This is a genomic window from Streptomyces sp. NPDC059142 (assembly GCF_042755665.1).
Taxonomy (GTDB): Bacteria; Actinomycetota; Actinomycetes; order Streptomycetales; family Streptomycetaceae; genus Streptomyces.
The window spans coordinates 198,144-223,099 of the sequence record NZ_JBHZDA010000002.1 but is presented as its reverse complement, the minus strand read 5'-3'; the positions used below and the strand labels follow the sequence as shown (position 1 = coordinate 223,099).

At 71.2% G+C, this 24,956-nt stretch carries 18 protein-coding genes and 1 pseudogene; 6 read left to right on the top strand and 13 right to left on the bottom strand.

The annotated features are described in order from the left end of the window. The 3 genes from ACFXPK_RS02145 to ACFXPK_RS02135 form a co-directional block, all read right to left on the bottom strand. Positions 1-2,739: a DUF6493 family protein gene (locus ACFXPK_RS02145; protein ID WP_385070617.1), complete on the bottom strand. Its 2,739-nt coding sequence runs from the start codon at positions 2,737-2,739 to the stop codon at positions 1-3. Beyond that, complete coding sequence (locus ACFXPK_RS02140) at positions 2,736-4,142, bottom strand: SWIM zinc finger family protein (RefSeq protein ID WP_385070614.1); 1,407 nt, start codon at positions 4,140-4,142, stop codon at positions 2,736-2,738. The genes ACFXPK_RS02145 and ACFXPK_RS02140 overlap by 4 nt, the downstream gene beginning before the upstream one ends. A 211-nt stretch (positions 4,143-4,353) precedes the next feature. Continuing rightward, positions 4,354-5,976 carry an alkaline phosphatase D family protein gene (locus ACFXPK_RS02135; protein WP_385070610.1) on the bottom strand — a complete coding sequence of 541 codons (1,623 nt, stop codon included), beginning with the start codon at positions 5,974-5,976 and terminating at the stop codon, positions 4,354-4,356. A 203-nt stretch (positions 5,977-6,179) separates the two neighbouring features. Here ACFXPK_RS02135 and ACFXPK_RS02130 point away from each other — a divergent pair, with 203 nt between their 5' ends. Continuing rightward, positions 6,180-7,076 (top strand): RNA polymerase sigma-70 factor, encoded by an 897-nt coding sequence (locus tag ACFXPK_RS02130; RefSeq protein ID WP_385000001.1) that lies wholly within the window; start codon positions 6,180-6,182, stop codon positions 7,074-7,076. A gap of 227 nt (positions 7,077-7,303) precedes the next feature. After that, a complete protein-coding gene (locus ACFXPK_RS02125; protein ID WP_385070607.1) occupies positions 7,304-8,077 on the top strand; it encodes a GntR family transcriptional regulator in 774 nt (257 codons plus the stop codon). Between the two features lie 97 nt (positions 8,078-8,174). On the opposite strand, the gene ACFXPK_RS02120 is transcribed toward ACFXPK_RS02125, so the two are convergent. The 8 genes from ACFXPK_RS02120 to ACFXPK_RS02085 form a co-directional block, all read right to left on the bottom strand. Then, on the bottom strand, positions 8,175-9,326 hold the full coding sequence (locus tag ACFXPK_RS02120) for an ROK family protein (RefSeq protein ID WP_384999989.1): 1,152 nt from the start codon (positions 9,324-9,326) through the stop codon (positions 8,175-8,177). A gap of 139 nt (positions 9,327-9,465) precedes the next feature. Beyond that, positions 9,466-10,935, bottom strand: a complete 1,470-nt coding sequence (locus tag ACFXPK_RS02115; protein WP_385070605.1) for an MFS transporter — start codon at positions 10,933-10,935, stop codon at positions 9,466-9,468. A gap of 170 nt (positions 10,936-11,105) precedes the next feature. Next, complete coding sequence (locus tag ACFXPK_RS02110) at positions 11,106-12,140, bottom strand: NAD(P)-dependent alcohol dehydrogenase (protein WP_385070602.1); 1,035 nt, start codon at positions 12,138-12,140, stop codon at positions 11,106-11,108. A gap of 139 nt (positions 12,141-12,279) precedes the next feature. Then, positions 12,280-13,803 (bottom strand): mannitol dehydrogenase family protein, encoded by a 1,524-nt coding sequence (locus tag ACFXPK_RS02105; RefSeq protein WP_385070600.1) that lies wholly within the window; start codon positions 13,801-13,803, stop codon positions 12,280-12,282. Positions 13,804-13,808: 5 nt separating this feature from the next. Then, entirely contained in the window at positions 13,809-15,032 is a 1,224-nt protein-coding gene (gene manD, locus ACFXPK_RS02100; protein WP_385070597.1) for a D-mannonate dehydratase ManD, read from the bottom strand. Continuing rightward, positions 15,029-16,018 (bottom strand): 2-hydroxyacid dehydrogenase, encoded by a 990-nt coding sequence (locus ACFXPK_RS02095; protein WP_385070594.1) that lies wholly within the window; start codon positions 16,016-16,018, stop codon positions 15,029-15,031. The genes manD and ACFXPK_RS02095 overlap by 4 nt, the downstream gene beginning before the upstream one ends. Beyond that, complete coding sequence (locus ACFXPK_RS02090; RefSeq protein WP_384999971.1) at positions 16,015-17,055, bottom strand: LacI family DNA-binding transcriptional regulator; 1,041 nt, start codon at positions 17,053-17,055, stop codon at positions 16,015-16,017. The genes ACFXPK_RS02095 and ACFXPK_RS02090 overlap by 4 nt, the downstream gene beginning before the upstream one ends. A gap of 318 nt (positions 17,056-17,373) precedes the next feature. After that, entirely contained in the window at positions 17,374-17,775 is a 402-nt protein-coding gene (locus ACFXPK_RS02085; protein ID WP_385070590.1) for a mismatch-specific DNA-glycosylase, read from the bottom strand. Positions 17,776-18,253: 478 nt separating this feature from the next. Here ACFXPK_RS02085 and ACFXPK_RS02080 point away from each other — a divergent pair, with 478 nt between their 5' ends. From ACFXPK_RS02080 to ACFXPK_RS02070, 3 genes are all read left to right on the top strand, one after another. Further along, positions 18,254-19,027: a tyrosine-type recombinase/integrase gene (locus tag ACFXPK_RS02080; protein ID WP_385070587.1), complete on the top strand. Its 774-nt coding sequence runs from the start codon at positions 18,254-18,256 to the stop codon at positions 19,025-19,027. Beyond that, a complete protein-coding gene (locus ACFXPK_RS02075) occupies positions 19,020-21,485 on the top strand; it encodes a tyrosine-type recombinase/integrase (RefSeq protein ID WP_385070584.1) in 2,466 nt (821 codons plus the stop codon). Before ACFXPK_RS02080 ends, ACFXPK_RS02075 begins: the two co-directional genes overlap by 8 nt. A 372-nt stretch (positions 21,486-21,857) precedes the next feature. Next, on the top strand, positions 21,858-22,649 hold the full coding sequence (locus ACFXPK_RS02070; protein ID WP_385070582.1) for an SAVMC3_10250 family protein: 792 nt from the start codon (positions 21,858-21,860) through the stop codon (positions 22,647-22,649). Between the two features lie 5 nt (positions 22,650-22,654). On the opposite strand, the gene ACFXPK_RS02065 is transcribed toward ACFXPK_RS02070, so the two are convergent. After that, the gene (locus ACFXPK_RS02065; RefSeq protein WP_385070579.1) at positions 22,655-23,257 is read right to left on the bottom strand and encodes a hypothetical protein; all 603 of its coding nucleotides are present in this window, start codon (positions 23,255-23,257) and stop codon (positions 22,655-22,657) included. A 245-nt stretch (positions 23,258-23,502) separates the two neighbouring features. On the opposite strand from ACFXPK_RS02065, the gene ACFXPK_RS02060 reads away from it, so the two are divergent. After that, positions 23,503-24,606: a hypothetical protein gene (locus tag ACFXPK_RS02060; RefSeq protein WP_385070577.1), complete on the top strand. Its 1,104-nt coding sequence runs from the start codon at positions 23,503-23,505 to the stop codon at positions 24,604-24,606. A 193-nt stretch (positions 24,607-24,799) separates the two neighbouring features. Here the strand turns inward: ACFXPK_RS02060 and ACFXPK_RS02055 are convergent. Further along, positions 24,800-24,901 (bottom strand): annotated as a pseudogene (locus ACFXPK_RS02055) (uracil-DNA glycosylase family protein); the annotation flags it as partial. Between the last annotated feature and the right edge of the window lie 55 nt (positions 24,902-24,956).

The following is a 24,956-nucleotide window of genomic DNA, read 5'->3' as shown; positions in this document are numbered from 1 at the left end:
TCAGAGACCCGTTGCGGCCAGAAGGCGTCGCGCTTGTGTGATCACCTGAGAGGCGCCCCCGCGTGCGGCCAGTTCCGCCAGCCCCGGTATCTCCTGCGCGCCTGTGCCGCGCTCCACGCAGTCGGCGGCCACGGCCAGTATCCCCCCGAGCCCGGCACGCGTGCTCCCGCTCCGGTCGCCACCCGCCGCCGACGGCTCCGGGGCCAGCAGGGCGGGCAGCGCGGGCAGCAGTACCGAGGCGACCGTTCCGTACGCACCGGTCGCGGCGGCCGTACGGAGCGCGTCCGTCAGCCGGTTGATCTTGACGTCCCCCGAGACCACCAGCGCGGCCAGCTCCTCGCCCAGCGTCTGCCCGGCCGGCTCCCCCTGGGCGGCCAGCACCAGCAGCGCGTCCACGGCCATGAGCCGGTCCTGCGGATGGCGGGCGCCCAGCCCGTACGCCAGCCCCCGCAGCAGACACCGCCCCGGCCGGCCGCCGCGCTCCGCGAGCGGCGGAAGCCACCAGGTCCCGCCCCGCTCGTCGTCCCGCGCGCACGACGCCGCCTCGGTGAGCAGCAGACCGGCCAGGGGCTCCCGGTCCTGGGGGAGCACGGCCGTCCAGTTGCCGCCCCGCACCCCGGCCCAGTGGTAGCAGCGCGGCACCGCCCGCGCCCCCGGGTCGCCCAGCCAGTGGAACGCCACGGGGAACTCCCGCCGCACCGCCGACCGTTCGGCCCGCTCGGTCCTCTCCCGCTCCGGCTCCTTCCGCCACGGGCGCAGGCCCGCCGCCAGCCCCACCGCCCTCCCGGCCGGAGGCTTCGCGGGCCACGCCTCGTCCACGGCCTGCGCGGGACGGGGCGGCTCCGCCAGGGGGCGCAGCGCCGGTACGGGGGCGCCGTCCGCCGTGAGCCAGGCGACCAGCCGGTCCCCCTCCGGAGTGCCGAGCGCCGCCGCCCCGCGCACCGCCGCCGGGTCCGCGCCCCGGTCCACCCGCAGCAGCGCCTGGGCGAAGTCGGCCGGCCCCGGCGCGGCGCCGAGCCGCCCGTACTCCCGCAGCCGCTCGACCAGGACAGCGGCGTCCAGCGCGCCCGTCTCCCAGGTCGGGGTGGCGAGCAGGAAGGGCGGCGGCTTCGCGTGGACCAGATACGCGGCCTCCCGCAGCCGGGCGTCGATCACCCCGACGAGCGCGGAGTGCGCGCACACCCCGGCGCCCTTGCCCCGGGCGCCGGAGGCCTCCCGGGCGAACGAGGCGTGCAGCGTCCGTGTGGAGATCCGGCCGAGCAGCGCGGCGGCCACCACCTCCACCCCGTGGGTGTCCCGGGAGAACCACCGGTCACGGTCCTGGCGCGCCTCGTCGTCCAGCCACCAGCACCCCGCGAGCGCCGGGCGCAGCGCGCGCACCAGCGCCACCCTGTCCCGGTACGCGTGGCCGACCAGACCGTCCAGCGCCCGCTCGAACGCCGGCATCCCGCCGTCCGGCGAGGCGATCAGCGCCGCCACCTCCTCGACCAGCTCGGCCAGGTCCGCCGGGGCCGGGGCCAGCCGGACCGGCTCCGGCACGGGCGGCAGGATCTCCTCGTACGGCGGCTCGTCGGTCTCCGGAAGCTCACCGAAAACCTCACGCGCCCGGTCCCGGTGGACCGGACTCAGCAGCGCCGCGGCCCGCACCACCTCGGAGCGCCGGTCCGCGTCCAGGGCGGGAAGATGACGGGCCACCAGCTTCAGCGCCCGCTCCTGGACCGCCGTGTCCTCGTGCCCGAACGCCTCCGCGATGACCGGAAGCACCTCGGCCGCGGCGTCACGGTCGACCCGCAGGACCTTGCCCAGCAGCACCAGTTGGGCCCGTACGAGCTTCTTCTCGGGCCGGAACAGTACCGACGCCGACAGGTCCGCGAGGCTCCGGGCGGGCAGCGCGCCCGCGAGCGCCAGCCGGCCCAGCAGCCCCTGCGCGTGGTCCGCCACGGCCGGGGGCCCGTCCGCGGCCATGCCGGTCCAGTCGGCGATCCGCTCGCGCTCCTCCTTGGCCGTCAGCTCCAGCCGGTGCAGCAGACGCAGGAAGAACGTCAGCTCGCCGGGGCGCCCGCCGCGCAGCAGCCGGGCCACGGCCGCGTCCACCAGCGTCCGCCGCTCCACCACCCCCTCCTCGGCCAGGACGGCGAGCACCGAAGGCCAGTGGCGCGGATCGTCCGGATCGCTCCACGCGTTGAGCCGCCACGGCAGTTCGGCCGTCTCGAACAGCCGGGGCACCAGGATCCGTACGTCGGGATCCCCACGCAGCGCGGTCAGCGGTCCGTCCTGCGACGACACCGCCTCCACCCAGCCGTCCACATAGGCGTCCGTGGCCGGCACCTCGCACCCCGCCCGCCGGACCAACCCGGTGATCAGCCGGTAGTCCAGCGCGGCCGTCGACGCCCGGCCCGCGAGCCGGTGGGCGACATCGCCCTGCCACCGCGGATCACGGCCGGCGAGAACATCGAGCAGCACCTCGTGCGGGAGGGAGGCGCTCTCCCGCAGATCGCGGGCGCCGATCCACGCCGCCGTGGCCGCGGCGCCCGTCAGACAGCCGGCGCCCGCCACCACCAGCGCGCAGCCGATCCGCTGCCGTTCGCGCCACCGGCGCCACCCCCAGTCACGCAGCTCGGCGCGGAGCGCCTTCAGCCCGGCCAGCTCCGTTCTGCGCTCCGCCGCCGTCAGCGGCTTCACCAGCCCGGGAACGGCCTGGGCACGCCCCGCCCGGACGGTGTCGAGCAGCGCGCTCATCGGGCACCGCCCGCGGTCGCCACGGCCGCGCGGCGCGCCATCCGGACGGCGAGGGCGTGCTTGCACGGCCCCCGGCGCCCCCGGTGGTCCGCCCACCAGCGGCATGTACAGCTCAGCACCCCGCCCGACTCCCGCACCTGATACCGGCGTTCACCCGAGGCGACGGAGGAGACCGCCGTGTCCGGCGCGGCCGGCACCGGCCCGTCGTCCAGCGTGACGGCACCCTCCGCGAGCAGGGTCCGCGCCGAGACCAGCCGCGGGTTGTGCCGCTCCACCCGCCCCGCGTCGTACGGCAGTTCCCGGTGGAAGTACGCCGCATCCGCGACGTCGTAGCCGACCCGGCCCGCCGTGCCCAGCCGGGTCAGCGCCGCCCGTACCCGCTCGACCGGCAGCCCCGACTCCACGGCCAGCTCCGCCGGATCGATGCGCGGCTCCCACGCCAGCAGCACCGACACCAGCGCGGCGTCCTCGGCCGCCTCCTCGGTGGCCAGCGCCTCCAGCACCCCGCCCTCCCCGGAGAACCCGCGCGCCGCCTCCGGCGACAGCGTGAGCGTCAGCCGCATCCCCGGCAGCACCGCCTCCCAGGCGCTCGACACCGCCGCGCCGTCCGCCACGGGCGGCCCGTACACCCGCAGCGCCGTCGCGTCCCGCAGCACCCGCTCCAGCGCGGCAAGCCGCTCGGGCCCCGGCAGACAGACGGCGCCCGGCACCGGCCGCGTCGTCGGCCGCAGCGTCCGCCCCGCGGGCACCACCCACATCGCCCCGCGCGACGCGTTGCCCCCGCCCCGCGGCAGCGAGCGCAGGAACCGCACCGCCTCCGCGCCGGTCAGCTCCGCCCGCAGATCGAACCCGGCGGAGACCACCTGCGCCTCGGCGAACCCCCGCAGCCAGCGGTCCGGCAGCGGCACCTTCTTCTCCACCACCGACCCGCCGACCGTCGTGACCGCCAGTTCGTCCGGCCCCACCCGGAGATGCAGCGGATCGTCGCCGGTCATCCGGGACAGCGCCTCGCGCAGCGGATTGTTCACATCCACATTGGTCGTGCCGTGGCCCGTGCCCGCCCCGCCGAGCCCGTCCTCCAGCACGTCGAGGCGTGCGTACACCCCGCAGCACCCCGAGAACGACTCGAAGCGCAGCCGGTCGCCGTTCCCCGTCACCACCGGGTCCAGCGAGCGGCCCGGCACCCGCTGGTGGTACCGGGCGCCCGCCACGTCGGCGACGGCCAGCAGCCCGCGCGCCGCGGCCCGCGGCGCCGAGAGGAACCCGGAGAAGAAGCGCGGATGCGCCTCGGCACCGACGGGCGTGAGGCCGCCCGACGTCTCCAGACCGAGCAGCCGTCCGCCCCGGGTGTGCTCCAGGGCTGACGGACGGGAATAGGCCAGCGCCTGTGTGGATCGCGTCATGGGAAAAACCGTAGACGCGACCACTGACAATCGCCCTGAGCTGCGAAGTCATCGCTCCCCAGGCTGTTTTACCGGCTGCTCACCCACCGGTTTCCCGGCCCGTTCACCCACCGGTTTCCCGCCCCGCTCACCGGCCGGCCGTGCGCCGCACGCTCACCGGCCGGCCGTACCCCCGCTCACCGGCCGGCCGTACGCCCGCTCACCGGCCGGTTCACTGGCCGACCTTGCCCGGCTGGAGCACCTTCGTGAACAGCACCGTGCCGCCCTGCTCCCGCAGCCGGACCGTCAACTCCCCGCTCGCGCCGTCGATGTCCACCTCGCCGAAGAGCGGCGGCGTCTCCATCGGCGACAGGTTCGAGCCCGTCGGTGCCTTGACGAAGACCCGGTCGGGACCGAACGTCGCGTCCAGCTTGCTCGCCGGGAACTGCCCTGCCGCGATGGGGCCCGTGACGAACTCCCAGAACGGCTCGAAGTCCTTGAAGGCGGCGCGCTCCGGCAGGTAGTGCTGCGCCGAGGTGTGGTGCACGTCCGCCGTCAGCCACAGCGTGCCCGTGATCCGCCGGTGCTTGATGTACCGCAGCAGTTCGGCGATCTGAAGCTCACGGCCGAGCGGCGCGCCCGGGTCGCCCTGCGCGATCGCCTCGATGTCCGCCGCGCCGTCCGGCACGACCAGACCGAGCGGCATGTCCGCGGCGATGACCTTCCACACCGCGCGCGAGCGCGACAGCTCCCGCTTCAGCCACTGGAGCTGTTCCGCGCCGAGGATCCCGGTGGTGTCGTCCGACTGGCGGCCGGGCGAGTTGGCGTTGCGGAACGTCCGCATGTCGAGGACGAACACGTCGAGCAGCGGACCGTGGTTCACCACCCGGTGCACCCGGCGGTCCGTGCCGCGCGCGTGCAGCGTCGAGATGGGGAAGTACTCGCGGAACGCCTGGGACGCGCGGGCGGCCAGCACGTCCACGTTCTTCTCGGTGTAGCGGTCGTCGTCCAGGATCTGGCCCGGGTACCAGTTGTTGCGCACCTCGTGGTCGTCCCACTGGGTGATGGAGGGCACCTCGGCGTTGAAGCGCCGGACATTGCGGTCCAGCAGGTTGTAGCGGAAGTTGCCCCGGTACTCGGCCAGGGTCTCCGCGACCTTCGCCTTCTCCTCGGTGGTGACGTTGCGCCAGATCCGGCCGTCGGGCAGCGTCACGCTCGGCTCGATCACCCCGTCCGCGTAGATGTTGTCACCGCTGCACAGGAAGAAGTCCGGGGCGAGCCGGCGCATCTCCTCGTAGACGGTGAAACCGCCGAGGTCCGGGTTGATGCCCCAGCCCTGCCCCGCGATGTCGCCCGACCAGACGAAGCGCACGTCCTGGCGGCGTTTCGCGGGCGCCGTACGGAACGTGCCGTACACCGGCTCGCCGGTACGGCGCGGGTCCTCCGGGTCCGCGAGCGTCACCCGGTAGTGGACCCGCTCGCCCGAGGGGAGCCCGCGCAGCGGGACCGTACCGGTGAAGTCCGTGCCGGCGCCCAGCAGCGGGCCGCGGACCAGGTGCGCGCGGCGGAACGACTCGGTGGCGGAGGTCTCCACGATCATCCGGGCCGGCCGGTCCGACCGTACCCACACCAGCCCCGAGGAGGTCGTGATGTCGCCCGCCTGCACGCCCCAGCCGGCGCGCGGCCGGCCCGACAGGGCCTGCGCGGGCGCCGCGCCGCCCAGCACGGCGGCGCCGGGCAGCGCCAGCGCGGCCGAGGCGGCGAGCGAACCGCGCAGCACACCGCGCCGGCCGGGGTGGCGCGCGGGGGCGGAGTCGGAGGGGGAGGCGGGGGCGTTCTGCTGGCCGTACGGCATCGATGCGTCTCCTGCGGCGAGAGGTGACCCTGGTCGAGTGGTGACCGGAGTGTCCTGCCATGCCTAGCGTCCGGCGACGGCCACCGCGCGAACCCCGGGTGAACAACCGCCGCGTCACCCCGCACCCTCGCGAGGTCACCCCGGCACCCTGCCGTGCGCGGGCCGCCTGGACAACGGGGCGTCATGTCCGATGGGATGGGAGCGTGGCAGCCGACACCGTGAGCACCGAGGCGTTCGAGACACACCGGCCGGTACTGACGGGGGTCGCGTACCGCATGCTCGGCCGGTACGCCGACGCCGAGGACGTCGTCCAGGAGGCGTGGCTGCGCTGGAGCGCCGCCGACCGCGCGGACGTCGTCGAGCCGCGCGCCTACCTCGTACGGATCACCACCCGCCTCGCCATCGACCGGCTGCGCCAGACCCGGACACGGCGCGAGGCGTACGTGGGCCCCTGGCTGCCCGAACCCGTCGTCACCGACTTCGGCCCCACCGTGCCCGACACGGCCGAGCGCGCCGTGCTCGCCGACTCCGTCTCCCTCGCGGTGCTGGTCGTCCTCGAATCGCTCTCGCCGCTGGAGCGCGCGGTGTTCGTCCTGCGGGAGGCGTTCGGCTTCCCGTTCGCCGAGATCGCCACCGCGCTGGAGCGCAGCGAGTCCGCCGTACGCCAGCTCGCGGGGCGGGCCCGGCGCCATGTCGAGGAGCGCAGACCCCGTTACGACGTCGACCCGGCCGAACGGCGCGATCTCACCGAGCGGTTCCTCGCGGCGGCCGGCGGCGGCGACCTGGACGGACTGCTCGCCCTGCTCGCCCCCGACGTCCGGCTGGTGGGCGACAGCGGGGGCAAGGCCAAGGCGCCCCGGCGCGTCATCGAGGGCGCCGACAAGGTCGGCCGCTTCCTGCTCGCGACCGCGGCCGGCGGCGGGCATTACGACGTCAGCCTCGTCGAGGTCAACGGCGCTCCCGCGCTCCTGTTCCGGACGGGCGGAAAGCCCGACATCGTCATGCAGTTGGAGTTCAGGGGCGGCCGGGTGCAGAGCGTCCACATCATCCGCAACCCCGACAAGCTCGGCGGCGTCACCACGGGGGAGCCCACCCTGTAGGGCGTGGTGTCCCGTACCCCGGTACCCGGCCAACCGGCCCCCGTCACCATGTCGCCACGTCACCGTCCGTCCACCTCGGGTAAAAGATCCGTCTCTTTCCGTGACCGGCGGCCTGATTGGTCTTGACCAAGGGGTGGGGTCGTCCTATCGTCGCTTTTTAGTGAGGAACCTTTAATAAACAAGGGCACGGAAACCCGTCGGCCAGCCGGCGATTGCGGAGGATCAGGGTGGGGACCACGCAGCTCGAAACGGTGCCGGAGCCCAAGTACTGGCACCTCAGGACGGTGCTCGGCGAAGCGCTCGACTCCGATTTCGCGGTCGGTGAGGTGCTGCCCAACGAGCGTGAACTCGCCGCCCGTTTCGGCGTCGCCCGCGCCACCCTCCGGCAGGCGCTCGAACAACTGGAGCTGGAGGGCCGCCTCCAGCGTCGCCGCGGCGTCGGTACGACCGTCGCCCCGCCCCGCGTCGGCGTGGACGTCTCCACACCCCCGCACACCTGGCCGGGCGCCGACGAGGACGCCTGGCAGCCGCTCGACTGCGCCACGGCCACGGCGCCCGCCTCGGTGGCCCGGCTCCTGGAGACCGCCGAGGGCGAACAGATCCACACCGTCCGCAGGATCCGGGTCACGCACGGCCAGTCCGTCGCCGCCGAGCTGATCCACGTACCGGCGTCGTCGGTGCCCGACCTGTCGGCCATCGAGGCGCCCTCGGGTCCCGCGCGCGCCCGCGCCGTCCTGCGGGAGCTCCAGCGCCTCGGACTCGACACCCAGGAACGCGCGGTGGAGCTGGGCTCGGCGCGCGCCGACGACGCCAAGGAGCTGGACCGGCTCCCCGGCGCTCCGGTCCTCGTGGTCACCACGCGCTACGTGGTGGCCGGCCGGGTCGCCGCCGTCTCCGTGGCCACGTACCGCGCGGACACCTGCCGCCTCACCTTCGGGGCCTCCGGCGATCTGGAGATCAGCGACGAGACACAGGAACGCCAGGAGCGCAGGGCATCCTGACCCCGGCCGGCCCCCGGCCCGCCCTGCCGGAGAGCCTGCCCTGCCCTGGCCCGGTCGGCCCCGGCCGGACGGCCCGCCTGCCCCGACGGTCCCTCGCTCAGCGGCGGGCCGTCACCGAGCCCTCCACCGCGAAGAGCTGTTCCTCGACATGGTCGATGGCCAGCCGCAGCGCGCCCGTCGCCACCGCCGCATCGCCCAGCAGCGAGAGCGCCACCCGCGGCGGGCGCAGACAGTAGCGCGCCAGCTCGTCGCGGAGCGGGTCCAGCACACCGTCGAGCCCCGCCGCCCATCCGCCGACCACCACCAGCTCCGGGTCGAGCGCGAGCACCAGCGCGGCGACATCGTGCACCAGCCGCAGGATGAACCGCTCGACGGCCTCCTGCGCCCGGACGTCACCACGCCTGGCCTCGGCGAAGACCCGGGCCACCGCCTGTTCGTCCAGCGGGTGGAGCGGTTCGTCCGTGGTGGACAGCAGCCGCTCCGGGGGGACCCCGCGGCCCAGCAGATGCAGCGCGCCGATCTCGCCCGCCGCCCCGCCGAAGCCGCGGTGCAGCCGCCCCCCGATCAGCGCCCCCGCCCCCGGGCTGAGCCCGGCCAGGACGAAGACGATGTCGTCGGAGTCGGTGGCCGCGCCCTTCCACTGCTCGGCCACCGCCGCCGCGTTGGCGTCGTTCTCCACCAGGACCGGGCAGCTGAAGGAGCACCGCAGCCGCTCGCCGAGCGCCAGCCCGGTCCACTGCGGCAGCGCCGTACCGAGCCGTACGGTCCCGTCGGCCTCCACGATGCCCGGACTGCCCACGCCGACCGCCCGCAGGGAGCTGTGCGCCACCCCGGCCCGCCCCAGCACCTCGTCGGCGACGGCCCGGACGTGTGCGAGGCGTTCGTCGGCGTCCGCCTCCTGCGCCACCTCCCGGGACCCGGCGCCGATGATCGCGCCGTCCAGCCCGGCGATCATCGCCGCCACCCGGTGCGGCCCGATCTCGATGCCCAGCAGATGCCCCGCCTCGGCCCGGAACCGGAACCTCCGTGCCGGGCGGCCCTGTTTACGGGTCTCCTCCGGGGCGGACCCGGCGACCAGGCCGGTCTCGATCAGCCCCTCCACCACGCCCTCGACCGTGGGCCGGGAGAGGCTGGTGATCCGGGTGATGTCGGTGAGGGTGAGCGAACCCGCGTCGCGCAGGGTGTGCAGTACCACCGCGGAGTTGATCCTCCGCAGCAGGGACGGGTCCCCGCCGGTCAGCCGCCCCACGGTAGTCCTCCCGATCGTGCGCGTGTGAGGCGGATCGTACTCGGTGCCCGACGGCGCGGCGAGGGGCCCGCCCCGGCTCCGGGCCCGGACGGATCCCGGCCCCGGCCCGGACGGATCCCGGCCGTCCGGGCCCCGGGGGTCAGTCGCCGACCTTCTCCAGCCGGTCGGCGGGCCGGGCCGGCGACCCGTCCCGCCGGGCCCGAAGCGCGACCGGGTCCGTGCTGTCGTACGGGAGCGTCAGATCACGGTCACGGGTTTCCGGTGCCATCCGGGTGGCGATGAGGCTGACGGTCGTGACGAGCGTCATGTAGACGGCGACGGGGATCCACGAGCCCGAGAAGGCGGTGACCAGCGCGGTGCAGATCAACGGGGCGACCCCGCCGCCGATCACCGAGGAGAACTCCCGGCCCAGGGTGACCCCCGCGTACCGGTAGCGGTTGCCGAACAGCTCGGGGAAGAAGCTCATCTGGACCCCGACCGCGCCCTGGCAGGCCAGGATGAAGCCGACGACGATCGCCACGGTGATCGCGACCTTGGACCCCGAGTTCAGCGCGACGAACGTGGGCGCGGGGAGCAGGACGAGGGCGCTCAGGATCAGCGTGTACACCGGCCTGCGCCCGAAGCGGTCCGAGAGGGTGCCGAAACAGATCGCCGCGATACCGCCGCAGACGGCGCCCACCAGCAGCACCTCGGGGACGAAGTCCTTGTCGACGCCGACCGTCGTCACCAGGTACGAGGCCATGAAGACCTGGTACGTGTAGGACTGCGTGCTGATCCCGAAGTTCATGAAGAGCACCAGGAGCATCGGCCTGCGGCCCCGCGTGAGGACCTCCCGCACCGGAGAGGCGGGCTTCTCCCGCGACGCCTCGCTCTGCGCCCGCTGTTCCTTGAGGTCCTTGAAGACGGGGCTCTCGTTGAGTTTCCGCCGGATGACCATGGCGGCCACGGTCACCACGAGGCTGGAGCCGAAGACCAGCCGCCAGCCCCAGGACATCAGCGCCTCGTCCGAGAGGCGCTGGGCGAGGATCCAGGCCACGGCGCCGAGCGCCGTGCCCAGTGCGGCGCCCGTCATGACCAGTGAGGAGAGCCTGCCCCTGCGCCCCTTGGCGGCTGTCTCGGTGAGCAGAGCGGCGGCTCCCGACTGCTCGGCGCCGGCGCCGAACCCCTGGCCCATGCGGCAGATCAGCAGCAGGACCGGGGCGAGCAGACCGACCTGTCCGTACGTCGGCAGCAGACCGATGGCGAGGGTGGAGCCGCCCATCAGCAGGAGCGTCGCGACCAGGACCCACTTGCGGCCGAGCCGGTCCCCGTAGCGGGAGAAGAAGAGTCCGCCGAGCGGCCGGGCGGCGAAGCCGACCGCGTACGTGCTGAAGCTGGCGAGAATGCCCACGGACGCCGAGACGTTGGGGAAGAACAGTTCGCTGAAGATCAGCGCCGAGGCGGTCCCGTAGATGACGAAGTCGTACTGTTCGAGCGCGGTGCCGATCAGTCCGGCCCAGGCCGCGCGGCGTATCGCGGCGGGGTCCGGCGCCGGCTCCCCGGACGGGGTGGCGGCTTCCGGGGACGGGGACGGGGGCGGTGGCGCGGCGGCGGGTGTCGGGTTGTCCATGATCCATGCCTCCTTGAACGGATCGAACTCCGCGGTGCAGCGGACCGGCGGAGCAAAGCTGGTCAAAAGGGGTGTGATGGGGTGTGGCGGGTCGTGCGTGTGGGGTTTGTGGGATGTCCGGGCCTACGGGGTGACGCGTGCGCCCCGCGGGGCGCCGTCGGGATCGTCCGTCAGGGGGTGGTGGTGCCGGGGCGTACGACGACCTTGAGATGGGACGGGTCCTCGCCCGGGGCCCGCAGGGCGTCGGCCACTCGGTCGAGCGGGAACCGTCCGGTCAGGACGCCCGCGAGGTCGACCCGCCCGCCGGCCACCAGGTCGATCGCGGTGGGGAAGGCGTGGGCGTAACGGAACGCGGTGGACAGTTCGATCTCCCAGCGCTGGAGATGCGCCAGCGGCAGCCCGTCCATGCTGGGCGGGGCCTGCCCGACGACGATCGCCCGGCCCGCCGGGCGCAGCGCCGCGAGCCCCTGCCGGAGCGCGGCCGGATGGGCCGAGCACTCCAGCAGCCGGTCGGCACCGGTCAGTTCCAGTTCCTGTCGTGCCGTGTTGACGACGGAGGTGGCGCCCAGGTCGAGGGCGCGCGCGAGCCGCGCGTCGTTCACATCGGTGACGACCACCTCGCTCGCCCCGGCGGCGCGCGCCACCTGGGCGACGAGGATGCCGATCGGCCCCGCGCCGGTGACCAGGACCCGGTCGCCGAAGGCGACCTCGGCGCGCCGTACCGCCCACACCGCGACGGCCAGCGGCTCGATCAGCGAGCCGGCCTCCAGCGGGACGACGTCGGGCAGCGGATGGACGGCGCGCGCGGTGGCGACGACGTACTCGGCGAAGGTGCCGTCGGTGGGCGGCGAGCCGAGACAGGTGCCCACGGGGCAGAGGTTGTACCGCCCGGAGCGACAGGTCGCGCACGACCCGCACCCCACGGCCGGCTCCACCGCCACGCGGGTGCCCACGTCGAGGGCGACGGCGGAGCCCTTGGCGCTGATGACGCCCGACGCCTCGTGGCCGAGCACGGTCGGCTGCCGCAGCTCGTTCCGGCCGTTGCGGCCCTGGGCGAAGTAGTGCATGTCCGAGCCGCAGACACCGACGGCGTCGACCGTGACGAGGACGTCGCCGGGGCCGAGCGCCCGCAGCGGGCGGTCCTCGACACGCAGGTCACCCGGGCCGTACAGGACGGCGGCACGGGTCGAATCAGGAGCGAACACTTCTCTCACGTCCTTGTGAGCGGGAACCGGGGAAGGGAGGAGGAGAGGGGGAGGGGGGGGGAAGGGAGCGGTGGTCCGCCGACGGGGAGAGAGGGGAGAGGACGGGGCCGGCGGCGGGCGACGGGCCGGCCCGTGGCGCTCACCCCGTGGGCCGCGGCTCGCACTCCGCGGCGCGCGCGGCCTCGGCCGCCGCCGCGCCCGGCCCGAACCGGACGATCACATCGATGAGTTCGGCGACCCGCCCGCCGAAGGCCGGGTACTCCGTCAGCCCGTCGCCGAGCAGCCCGCTGTCCAGGACGGCTTCGACGAAGGCGGCGCGCGACGCCCCGGAACCGGCGGGCGCCGTGGCCGCGCGCTCCGCGATCGCGGCCAGCGCACCACGCGCCGGATCCGCCATCGCGGCGGCGTGCGGACCGGGCGAGAACCCCGCGGGCGGGGCCACGCAGCACAGATACGCGGCCACCGTCAGCGCCAGCCGGTGCGGCATGCGCCCGGCCCGAAGATGGAGCAGCGCCGGTTCCGGCACCCGCTGGCGCAGCTTCACCGAGCCGTCGGACCCGACCTGCCGCGTGCGGTGGCCCAGCGCCGTATTGGCCCAGCGCTCGAAGAGCTGCCCCACGTACGCGTCCAGGTCGATGTCGTCGGGCACGGTGAGGCTCGGCAGGTACTCGCCACGCAGCACACCGTGCGCCGCGCGCGCGACGAACGGCCGCGCGATCGACTCCGGGATGGTCGCCCGCCCGTCCAGCGCGCCCAGATAGGCGATGAGCGAGTGGGTGCCGTTGAGCAGCCGGAGCTTGAGCAGTTCGTACGGTTCCACGTCCGCCGTGAACAGCGCCCCGCCGTGCTCCCAGCGGGGCCGCCCGGCGGCGAACCGGTCCTCCATCACCCACATCGAGAACGGTTCCGCCGGGACCGGCACCGCGTCGCGCACCCCGATCCTGGCGGCGACCGCCTCCCGGTAGACATCGGTCGTCGCGGGCACGATCCGGTCGACCATGGAGCCGGGGAACGTCACCGCGCTCTCCAGCCACGGGGTCAGCGCGTCCCGCTCGGCGGCCGGCAGCGCCTGGGCGAACTCGTGCACCAGGCGCTCGGTCTGCGCGCCGTTGGCCACCAGGTTGTCGCAGCTCAGCACCGTCACCGGCGCGGCGTGCGTCCGCTGCCTGCGCTGGAGCCCGCGGACGATCTGTCCGATGGTGGTGCGCGGCGGAGCGTCGCCGCGCAGATCCGCCCGTACGGCCGGGTCGTCGACGTCGAGTCCGTGCGTACGGGGCGAGAACGTGTAGCCGTGTTCCGTGACCGTCATCGTGATGACGGCGGTGCCGGGCGCGGCCAGCGCGTCGAGCACCTCCTCCGGCTGCGCGGCGGCCACCAGCGCCCCGGTGTGCACCGAGGGGACGGTCACCTCGGTGTGTTCCGGGGAGATCTCCACGACCGCGTACCGCATGTCCTGCTCCCGCAGGGCCCTGGCCACCCCGGCCGACCGGCTCGCCACCCCGAGGATGCCCCACGGCCCGTCGGTGTGCGCCAGCGCGGCGGCCGTGTGCACGGCCTGGTGGGCGCGGTGGAAGTTGCCGAGACCGAGATGGACGAGGCCGGTCTCGGCCGGCGGCCGCGCCGCGACGGTCCCGGCGCCGAGCCGGGGAAGAGCGCTCGTCATCACGGTCACCAGTCCGTCATCGAGCCGTCGCGGCGGCGCGCCACCGGCAAGTAGGCGGGCTCGTAGGGGAATCGGGCGGCCAGCTCCTCGTCGACCTCGATCCCGATGCCGGGTTGCTCCCCGGGGTGCAGATGCCCGTCCTCGTAGCTCCACGCGTGCCGGAACACCTCGTGGACGAGCGGTTCGTACCCCATGTACTCCTGGATGGCGAAGTTCGGTGTGGAGAGCCCGACATGGAGCGAGGCGCCGAGCGCCACCGGTGACACGTCGGAGGGACCGTGCGGCCCCAGCCGGACCTGCCAGATCTCGGCGAGCGCGGCGATCCGCCGGAGATGGCTGACACCGCCGGCGTGTGTCACACACGTCCGTACGTAGTCGATGAGCTGCTCGGTGATCAGCGACTGGCACTCCCAGACGGTGTTGAACACCTCGCCGAGGGCGAGCGGCACGGTGGTGTGGTGCCGGACGTGCCGCAGCACCTCCTGGTTCTCCGCCGGGGTGACGTCCTCCAGCCAGAACAGGTCCACATCCTCCAACGACCGCCCCAGCCGCGCCGCCTGACCGGGCGTCAGCCGGTGGTGCACGTCGTGCAGCAGCTTCAGCTCCGGGCCCACATGGGCGCGGGCCGCCGCGAGGACGCCGGGCGCGTGGCGCAGATAGGACTCGGTGTCCCAGACCTCCTCTGCCGGGGCCGCGCCCCGGCCGGCCGGCTCGTATCCGGCGCCGTCGCGGGTCGCCCCGTACACCATGTCGTGGCCGGGCACACCGCTCTGCGCCCGCACGGCGAGGAAGCCGCGCTCGCGCTGCGCGTCGATCGCGTCCAGCAGCTCCGGCACGTCCCAGCCGGAGGCGTGCGTGTAGGTGAGGACCCGGTCGCGGACCGCGCCGCCGAGAAGCTGGTAGACCGGCTGCCCGGTGGTCTTGCCCTTGATGTCCCACAGCGCGATGTCCACCGCGCCGATGGAGGTCATCGTCACCGGGCCGCGCCGCCAGTAGACGCCCCGGTACAGGTACTGCCAGGTGTCCTCGATCCGCGCCGGATCGCGGCCGACGAGGAGCGGGGCGACATGGTCGCGCAGATACGAGGCGACGGCCAGCTCACGGCCGTTGAGGGTGGCGTCGCCCCAACCCACGAGCCCCTGCGCGGTGGTGATCTTGAGGGTGACGAAGTTACGGCCGGGGCTGGTGACGAGCACGTCCACCGCGGCGATGGTGTCGGTCCCGGTCATCGGGCCACCGCCACGACGTGGTGCGGCTCTTCGCCCGCGGCGAGCCGGCCGATGTTGGCGGCGATGTCGGCGGCCCTGCGCGCGAAGGTCTCGCGGGTGAGGCCCGAGGAGTGGGGGGTCATCAGTACGTTGTCCAGCTTCTCGAAGGGGTGGTTCCCGGGCGCGCCGCGGTGCCCCTCGGACGGGTAGCGGTACCAGACGTCGAGCGCGGCGCCGCCGATCGTCCGCGCGCTGAGCGCGCGGAAGAGCGCGTCCTCGTCCACCACGGGGCCGCGCCCCACATTGACCAGGACGGCCGAGGAGCGCATACGGGCGAACGCCGCCGCGTCGATCAGCCCCGTCGTCGCCGCGCTCAGCGGCACGGAGACCACCACGACGTCCGACGCCTCCAGCAGGGTGCCGAGATCGTCCACCGTCCCCGACCACTCCAGCCGGTGCGCCGCCGCGTCGACATCGCCGCGCCGGGTCACCGCGACGCCCCGCGCGCCGAACGCCCGGAACAACTCCCAGCTCCGGGCGCCGATATGACCGAAGCCCACGAACCCGACCGTCGCGGAGCCCAGGCTGTCCACCCAGGGCGCGCCGGCGTCGTACACGGGGGAGTCCCACTCCCCGCGGCGCAGTGCCTCGTGCTGGCGCAGGAAGCCCCGGCGCAGCAGGACGGCGGCCGAGACGGCGTACTCCGCCATCGAGTTCTCGTGGTGGAAGGTGTGGGCGACCAGGGTGCCCGCCGCCAGCGCGCCGGTCTCGATCTTCTCCGTACCGGCGCCCGCCGCGTGCACCAGGCGCAGCCCGGGGGCCGCGGCGGCCATGGCGGCGGTGCACTGGCCGGAGACGAGGACGTCGGCGTCGGCGAGGGCGGCTTCGACGGCCGCGGTGTCCCGCGCGTCGGGCCAGCGCACGGCCGTACCCGCCGGGAGCGCCGCCTCGAACTCGGCGCGCAGCGGAAGGAGGTTGGAGTCGGCGACGACCACGATGAGTGTCATGAGGCGTCCTTCGCGGCCCGTCCCGCGGCGGCGCGGGGCGGGGGCTCGTGGGTGAGGGCCGGGCCGCTCGACCCGCGGACGATGAGCTGGGTCGGCAGCCGGAGGGTGCGTGGTGTGTGGCGGTCCCCGGCGAGGACCTGTCCGAGCAGGTCCACGGCGAGGGAGCCCGCCTTCGCCATGGGGACGGCGATGCTGGTCAGCGAGGGCTGGGACACCTCGGCGAACGGGATGTCGTCGACCCCGATCACACTGAGGTCGTCCGGCACACCGATCCCCAGCGCCCGGGCGCCCGCGATCACACCGAGCGCGACCAGGTCGTTGTGGGTGATCACCGCCGAGGCGCCGGAGGCCATCACACTGGCGGCGGCGGCGGTTCCGCCCGCCACCGTCTCGGACTGCCACCCCAGCAACTCCAGTTCGAGACCGGCCCGTTCGGTCTCGGCGCGGATCAGCTCGACACGCTGTCCGTTCGACCAGGAGCGTTGCATGCCCTGGACGTAGGCGATCCTGCGGTGGCCGAGCGCGGCCAGGTAGTCGACGGCCTGGCGCAGCCCGTGCGCCGCGTCGGTGAGCACACAGTCCGCGCCGGTCGTCTCCCGGTTGACCAGGACGGCCGGTGTACGGCCGCAGAGGCCGAGGATCTCGTCGGCGTCCAGCCGTGACGACACCACGACGAGCCCGTCGGCCTGGTCCCGCAGATGGGTGATGACCTCGCGTTCGCGGTCCGGGTTGAGATCGGTGTCGGCGAGGACGACGGTCTGTCTGCGGTGCCATCCCTCACCCTGGGCGGCCTTCACGAAGGCGCCGAACACAGGGTTGGCGATGTCCGGGACGACCACGGCCACCGTGGCGCTCTCCCCGTCGGCGGCGGGCTCGGCGACGCGTGACACGTTCGGTTCGTATCCCAGTTCTTGCGCAACGGAGAGAACCTTGCGCAAGGTCTGTGGTCCGAGCCGGTCCGGGTCGCTGAACGCGCGGGACGCGGTGGAGAGGGCGACGTTGGCGCGTTTGGCGACGTCGGTGAGGGTGGGGGCCATGGGAGCTCCGTTTATCGGTTCGACGGAGAAGGGTGGGTGAACGACATGCTGCATGTTCGTCACCGTTGCGCAATGTTGTCAACGCTTGCCACGAAATTGGCAAGGGCGGTGCGCGGTATTGCCGACCCACCCCGGCGCCGGGCCCTCACCGGCCCGCCCGGCGTCCCGGCCCGGGGCCCGCCCGACGTCCCGGCCCGGGGCCTCCGCCCAGCGTCCCTGCCTGAGGCCCGCCCGGCGTCTCTGCCTGGAGCACGCCCGGCTCGGTGCTCCACCCGAGGTCCCCGCCCGGCGTCCCCACCCGGCCCGGTCCCCGGGCGCTCACCCCTCGGGCGTGTCCGCCGCCTCCCGCAGCCGGCCGAACTCCTCGGCCATCGTCGCCGCCGTCCAGTGCGCGTTCAGCCCGCTCGGATTGGGCAGCGCCCAGATCCGCGTCCCGCCGATCGTCCGCTCCTGCGGTCCGATCCGGGCCCGCTTCTCGTCGAAGGCCGTCCGGTACGCCGTGATCCCGACCACCGCCAGCCACGCGGGCCGCAGCCGCTCCACCTTCGCCGTCAGGATCCGCCCGCCCGCGCGGAACTCCTCGGCGCTCAGCTCGTCGGCCCGCGCCGTCGCCCGCGCCACGACATTGGTGATGCCGAGTCCGTACGCAGGCAACGTGTCCTGCTCGGCGGGCGACAGCCGGCGCGGGGTGAAGCCGGAGAGGTGCACAGTTATCTGCACCCGCTTCTCTCGTTGATCCCGGTGATGGTCCCCGAGATCAACGAGGAGAACGAAGTGGACCTGCGAAGTGAACTGATGGAGGGGCGGGCGGATCTTCCCCGCGTCGGAGCTGTGCTTCCGGCAAGGGGAGTCCATCCTCCGTACGTCGTTGTCAACGGATACGACGACGAGATCGAATCTGCCACGGCGTATCTGCGTGACCTGGCGCTGAACGACAGTAGCCCGCTGACGATCCGCAGCTACGGGTACGGGTTGCTGCGCTGGTTCCGGCTGCTGTGGTTGCTCGACGTCGCGTGGGAGAAGGCGACTGAGGCCGAGACCGCGGTGCTGACGGGATGGCTACGTACAGCGTCGAATCCACAGCGTCATCGGCAGTCTGCCGCCAGTCCTGCGCCCGGCTCGGTGAATCTGCGCACCGGGAAGCCGGTGCTGCGGGCTGGGTATGCAACCCCGGACGATCAATCACGCGCTGTCGGTGGTGAGCGGCTTCTACGAGTTCCATGCCCACCAGGGGAACGGCCCGGTCGCCAACCCCGTTCCGGTGTCACCGCAGCGTCGTCGGGCGCTCGCTCACCGGAGCCCGTTGGAGCCGAAGCCCATGCTCGGACGGGCCCGGCTGCGGCAGAAGGTTGCCGATCGGCCACCGCGGTCGATCCCTGATCACCTGTGGGACGAACTCTTCGAGCGGATGGGCTGCGAGCGTGATCGCGCTCTGCTGGAGTTCTACGTCTCCAGCGGCGCCCGCGCTGAGGAACTTCTCGGCGTCGGTATCGGTGATGTCGATTGGGCGGGCCAGAAGGTCTACGTGATCTCGAAGGGCACGAGGCAACGCGAAGCGGTCCCGGCCTCGCCTCAGGCATTCGTGCGCCTGGCCCGTTACCTCGACGAGATCGGCACTCTTCCGGCGGACGAGCCGATGTGGCGGACGCGTCACGGCGCGGACCGGCCCATGTCCTACTGGGCTATGCGCCGCGTCATCCAGCGCGCCAACGGGGCACTGGGCACGAACTGGACGCTTCACGACCTACGCCACACAGCCGCGAGCCGGATGGCCAACGGCGGCAAGCTCACTCTGCCGGAAGTACAGGCCGTCTTGCGTCACGCCAACATCCAGACCACCAACCGCTACCTGACGGCCCGCATCGAGGAGATCTTCGACAAGCTCACGGAGCACTACAACGCGCCGCGTGTAGAGCGGAGTTACCCCACCGGCTACAGCGCCGACGACGTTGCGGCGGTGTTCGGTGCCTGACACGCAGCTTCGCACCACCGGCCTCAGCCGCCGCCACGGTCCCGTCGCCGAGGGACTTCAGTTCGCCAGCCGCTTCGTCGGCGGTCCGATCAAACCAGAGCCTGCCGTCGCCGCCAGCCTTCCCAGGCCGCACGGCGAGTTCGCCACCGCTTCGATCTCCCACCTGTCGAGCATGGCCGGCACCGCGTCGATCTGGCCGGACGTGCATCGGGCGACCCGGCAGGGCTGGGTCCGTTCCACCCGTGCGCTGCTGGAATACCTCCTCACATTCCCAGGCGAGACCTGGCAGGAGCGGTGGGAGGCCAGCCCGCTAGGCCAAGGGCAGGTCACCGCCGACGCGGTGGGATCGCGTCACACCACGGGGACCAGCATCGTTCCCGGAATCCGAGCTCTGTACTGCCTGCGCGCCATTCAGCCGACCCTGCTCGCCTTCCGCCAGACTCCGCTGCCTAGCTTCGGGCCGATGTTCATCGCCGCCCAGGAGGATGCACTCCTGGAAAAGTTCGCTGAGCAGGTACGCACTCATCAGCTCCGTCACGTCCACCGCCGCGACGCGATCATCGAGCTGTGCATGCTGCTGGCCGTCCAGGGCGTCGCCCTGAGCGACGTCACTCCGGCCGCACTACTGCACTTCGCCCACGAGAACCGACAGGCACGGTGCACCCTGCGGCCCGGGAGTCAGGCGTCCAACCGCATCGCCGGCCGCGGAGTTTGGAACGTCCTGCACGCCATGGGGCACTTCCCGCCCTCGACACCGGAGTCCATGCGTGCCGCCATGCTGCGTGGCCAGCGGACCATCGAGGACCTTGTCGACCAGTACGAGATCTCCAACCAGGCTATCCGTGGCCTGCTCATCGACTACCTCACCCGCCGCAAGGCCGACACCGACTACTCGACCCTGAAGGACCTCACCTGCAAACTCACCCGCCACTTCTGGAAGAACATCGAGAAGATCAACCCGGACCAGAAGGACCTACGCATCTCGCCTGAGGACTACGCGGCCTGGCGACAGCTGATCACAGTCAAAGACGATGGCAAGCCCCGTGTCGGCCAGGACAGCATCGTCATCGCGTTGCGCTCCTTCTACTACGACCTGCATACCTGGGCCGCCGACGAGCCCGAACGATGGGCTGCATGGGTCGCTCCCTGCCCCGTCCCGCCGAGCGAACTACGCGGCCTCGGCGTCCGCAGAAGGCGCATCAACGAACGCTCTGCCGACCGCACCCGCCAGCGCCAGCCACTTCTTCCGCTGCTGGTCAACCATGTCGAGACCCGCTACGACCGTGCCCGCCTGCTCCTGGAGCGTGCCGACAGAGCCGCCGAAAGTGAGGTGTTCACTCACGAGGGCACCGAGTATCGGCGCATTCGCACCGAGGCGGACCGCAAAATGCTCCGCCACGGCGACGACGTCCCCACCCGGGTCGAGGAGGTGGACAGCGGGCGGATCGTCCACATCGGGACCGAGGAGGAGGGCGCCTTCTGGGAGTGGGCAGCCGTTGAGGCACTGCGTCACTCCGGCGTGCGCATCGAGGAGCTCTGCGAACTGACCCAACTGAGCATCCGCCAGTATCAACGGGCAAACGGAGAGGTCATCGCGCTTCTGGTGATCGCGCCCTCCAAGACGGATCGCGAGCGTGTCATCCCCATGTCCGCCGAGCTCTTCCACGTCATCGCCTCGGTCATCCGCCGCCACGCGCGCGCCGGCCGCCCGATCCCGCTCGTCAGCCGGTACGACGCCCACGACAAGGTGTGGAGCGCCCCGATGCCGTTCCTCTTCCAGAGGCAGAACGGCACTACACCGATGGTGTTCAGCACCGCGACCGTCCAAGTCATGCTCGGCAGGATCTGCGACGAACTCGCCGAGACCCACAAGGAGTTCCGCGGCCTGAAGTTCACGCCGCACGACTTCCGAAGGATCTTCGCCACCGAGCTGGTCAACAGCGGACTGCCCATCCACATTGGTGCCGCCCTCCTCGGCCACCTCGATGTCCAGACCACCCGCGGTTACGTCGCTGTCTTCGACGAGGACGTCGTCCGTCACTACCAGGAACATCTCCACCACCGGCGCCAGGTCCGACCCGATGGCGAGTACCGCGACACGACCGACCAGGAATGGACAGAGTTCGAGGAACACTTCGACCGCCGCAAGGTCGAGCTCGGTTCCTGCGCACGCCCCTACGGCACCCCCTGCCAGCATGAACACGCATGCATCCGCTGCCCGATGCTCCACATCAACCCGAAGATGCTCGCCCGCCTCGAAGAGCTCGAAGCCGATCTCGTTGCTCGTCTTCAGCGGGCCGAAGCCGAGAACTGGCTAGGCGAGGTCGAAGGCATCAACCTCACGCTCACCTTTCTCCGAGCCAAGCGCGAAGAATCTCAACGACGAGTCCGGCGTCCAGAAGTCGACCTCGGCATCCCGAAACCCCGCATCACCCGTTCAACCCCCGAGGCTCCCTGAGAGGCCACAGGGCGAGTAGAGTATCGAGGGCTTTGACCAGGCAGGCGGGGCGCCCGGGAGCATCGGCGAGAACCCCTCACCTGGCATTGGGTTGGTGAGCTGGCTATCTCCACTCCAGCTGTCCGTGCCGTCCAGGGTCACCGACCTTGAGCCAGGGCGGAGTTACTGGGAGACAGTCTGGCTGGCCCTGGGAGGGTCCGGCGGGCATCCTTTCGTAAAGTGCTATTCGGTTGCCTGATTGGGCCTGGGACGTGGCGGATCAGCCTCTTCTGCGCCTCTCAGCCCGAACTACGCTCAGTCCCTGGAGGAGACAGGGTTGACGGATACTGACTCGGCCGAGACGCTGGCAGCGACTAGGATTCAGTGGGGGAAATGGTGCGTGATCTGGTTTACCTGTCAGAGCAGAAGCTCAACGCCTGCTTGCTGGGAGCTACTGATCCCCGCTTCCCGTCCCTCAACGGATCGCTTGAGGTTCCGCTAGGGCCGGTGACAGCCCAAGTCGGCCTCGGAGGTCGAGCGACCGGTGCGCAAATAACCGAGGCAGGCCTGGAGCGCGCGATTAAGCGCCTCGTCAAGCATCACGCCCCACGCGGTCTGGGCTCAGAAAACCTCCGGCCAAACCAGTGGGTCCATTTCGATCTGGACCTGGCACTCAAAACGGCACACGAAGACAGCGGGGCTATCCCGGACGATGTGGTGCTGCTTGCTGGCTCCTTTAAATCGGAAGGTCCTGCAGTCGTCGAAAGCGCCCTGCTGTTATGTGGCTCAATTCAGCACCTACGTGTCCAGGTCGAGTCCGCAGGACGAATGGGTTCGGGCACATCTTGGTTGCACGGCATCATTCGTGAGATCGCGCGACGTGACGCGCAAGGGATTGGTGTGATTCCTGAGTTTCTGACCGAGATGACACCCCACCGGAGGCCAGTCGGCAAGATCGAGGATGCCGCTTACGGGGTGCATTCGTGGATGAGTGCAGAGCACCCACCGAATCGTCGGAGCCCGATGCGTGGCTACGCAAAGATCCTCATGGACGTAGGCCCCCCACACTTCATTCAGCGGCTGGTGGTAGCCACCCCGTTGTTCGTTGAGAACTCGCCTCAGCGCCCTGCCCGGCAGGGTTTGTGGCGCAGACGAGCCAGTCGACGTCGGACACGTTTGACCTGAGTGATTTAGCGGACGCCGAGGTCATAACGTGCCTGGTCGCGAATTTCGCTTAGAACATCATGCATTTCATTGAACGACTCCCAAAGTGTACCAAGGGTATCCTGAGGCTTGTCTTCTTCGCTGTTTTGCTTGAGGGCAATGCTTGCGTGGTTGACGAATCCTGCTGATGCGCCAGCAAACTTTCGATTCAATGCCCGCACTTCGCTGCTCCAATAGAGTTGTGCGCCGCTGGCGTGTTCAGGAACGCGTAGGGTTTCCCAGGGCCATTTTCGTACGATCAGCGAAGCCTTGATTTGGATTTCTACGTCAGTCGCATGGACCCCCGCCCATACTTCGTCGATGGTCCGATCTAGAGCGTACAGCCAGCGCCCGAGCTCTTCGTATGATCGTTCCACGCGCTCTTGGATATAGCGCTCACGTTCGGCTTCTTGCTGTACGTGCAGCTGTTGTTCGGCAAACTGCATATTGGCTTTAACTTGATGATGCATTACATCCAGGTCGCGATCGCGCCGCCGGATTGCACTGGCTTCGCCCAACCGATAGCCCAAGTATGCAAGGACGGCCACCGCGAGCAGCCCGATCAGTGTCTGGTTCGTCACGAGCAACATGTTGACGAGTCTGCTCCGCACACCGCAAGAGGGTTGAGGGTTACCCATGGAGCTGGAACCTCTTGGTCGCGACAGTGCGTTTTCTACCTAGATCGCTGTCGGAGGTGGGTAGCTGTCCACTGCGGCTGGCGGCGAGTGCTCGAAGAGGCCTACGCCACGGCTACCTTCGGTGGGTGACTGCGGGAGTTGTGTCCGCGAGTCACCGGTCCAGGTCCGTTGTCAGAGGCACCTTGCACACTGGGGCAATGAACCCGGGCAGCATGCTCTTCAGCAACGGTGATCTCGCCGAGACCCTGAACCACCAGCTCGACCGGCTCGCGAACGCGGTCGCCGGATGGAACGAAGATGCCCTTCTGACTCGCCCCCTGGGCGATGTCGTTGAAGCGATCAAGGGAAAGTTCCTCGTTGAACCGGTCGTCCTCGATCGGGAAGGTGTCACCGCAGAACCCATCGAGGACGGCTTCATGCCCACCCAGCAGTTCGGCGAGACTGTCAACATTAGGGCGACGACTGTGACCCTGGTCGTCCCCTGCACCGGAGAACGAACCCTCCTCACACTTCGCCCCGACCACTTCTCCCTTAACCCCCCGACTGCCAGTGTCAGGGACAGCGAGCTGCACCTTTTCTGGATCGGATCGATGAATCCCGCCCCCAGCGTGATCCAGCAGAACATCGACAAACAGATCAACGACATCCAGCAGTGGTTGGACTGGAGCACCCACCAGGTCAACGCCTTCAACGCGGCGGCCTCCCAGCGCATCGTCGCAGAAGTCCAAGCCCGCAAAGACCGACTGCTTGCCAACCGTAACCTGCAAGCATCCCTGGGCTTTCCCATGCGCAAGCGGCCCGACGCCAACACCTACGCAGCCCCGATTACCCGCAAGACGATCGTCCCGCGACGGCTTGCCCCCGCTTCTCAGCCGTTCCGACCCGAACCGGCGCTCGCCGAGGGGCAATACGAGGCCGCGCTCGAAGTGCTGCTGCACCAGAGGAACCAGCTCGAAAGGTCCCCGAGCACCAGCGCCAAGATGGGTGAGGAGCAGATTCGCGATCTACTCCTGCTGCAGTTGAACGGCCACTTCAGAGGCGAAGCTGCCGGTGAAGTCTTCAACAACAACGGCAAGACCGACATCCTCATCCGTGTCGAGGACAAACACATCTTCATCGGTGAGTGCAAGATTTGGCGCGGCCCCAAGACCATCGCCGATACGCTTGATCAGCTCCTTGGCTACCTGACCTGGCGCGACACCAAGGCGGCGCTGCTGCTGTTCATCCGTTCCGGAAGCCCCACAGACGTCCTCGCCAAGGCTCTCGTCAAGTTCCGCGAGCACCCGAACTACAAGCGGTAGGGCCAACACGCGACCGAGGAACGGCACGACTTCGTATTCTCCGCTACCAGCGACCCTGACAGGGAGATCAAGCTCGCTTTCCTCCCCTTTCACCTACCCACGCCGCCCACCACTCGGTAGCCGAAAGTGGTCAGGAGCGTCTCTCGCAATGCCTCACGGACATACGTGCCTTCACTCGAACGGGTGAAGTGCAGAGAAGCAGCACCGGCCAGAAGCGGTTGCCGGGGCGGGCGAAGTGATGGCCGGTCGCCGCCGACAGCAGGCCCGGGTTGATGCCGCAGAACAGCACACGCAGACCGCCGCGCCCGCCGCCGCCCCCCGCGGGGAGGGGGGCGCGGGGGAGCCGGAGC

Excerpts from the sequence above, each read along its gene's own strand:
- ACFXPK_RS02065 (WP_385070579.1), bottom strand. The coding sequence starts at position 23,257 with ATGTTGCTCGTGACGAACCAGACACTGATCGGGCTGCTCGCGGTGGCC.
- ACFXPK_RS02145 (WP_385070617.1), bottom strand. The coding sequence starts at position 2,739 with ATGAGCGCGCTGCTCGACACCGTCCGGGCGGGGCGTGCCCAGGCCGTT.
- ACFXPK_RS02070 (WP_385070582.1), top strand. The coding sequence starts at position 21,858 with ATGGTGCGTGATCTGGTTTACCTGTCAGAGCAGAAGCTCAACGCCTGC.
- ACFXPK_RS02140 (WP_385070614.1), bottom strand. The coding sequence starts at position 4,142 with ATGACGCGATCCACACAGGCGCTGGCCTATTCCCGTCCGTCAGCCCTG.
- ACFXPK_RS02135 (WP_385070610.1), bottom strand. The coding sequence starts at position 5,976 with ATGCCGTACGGCCAGCAGAACGCCCCCGCCTCCCCCTCCGACTCCGCC.
- ACFXPK_RS02115 (WP_385070605.1), bottom strand. The coding sequence starts at position 10,935 with ATGGACAACCCGACACCCGCCGCCGCGCCACCGCCCCCGTCCCCGTCC.
- ACFXPK_RS02090 (WP_384999971.1), bottom strand. The coding sequence starts at position 17,055 with ATGGCCCCCACCCTCACCGACGTCGCCAAACGCGCCAACGTCGCCCTC.
- ACFXPK_RS02095 (WP_385070594.1), bottom strand. The coding sequence starts at position 16,018 with ATGACACTCATCGTGGTCGTCGCCGACTCCAACCTCCTTCCGCTGCGC.
- manD (WP_385070597.1), bottom strand. The coding sequence starts at position 15,032 with ATGACCGGGACCGACACCATCGCCGCGGTGGACGTGCTCGTCACCAGC.
- ACFXPK_RS02105 (WP_385070600.1), bottom strand. The coding sequence starts at position 13,803 with ATGACGAGCGCTCTTCCCCGGCTCGGCGCCGGGACCGTCGCGGCGCGG.
- ACFXPK_RS02060 (WP_385070577.1), top strand. The coding sequence starts at position 23,503 with ATGAACCCGGGCAGCATGCTCTTCAGCAACGGTGATCTCGCCGAGACC.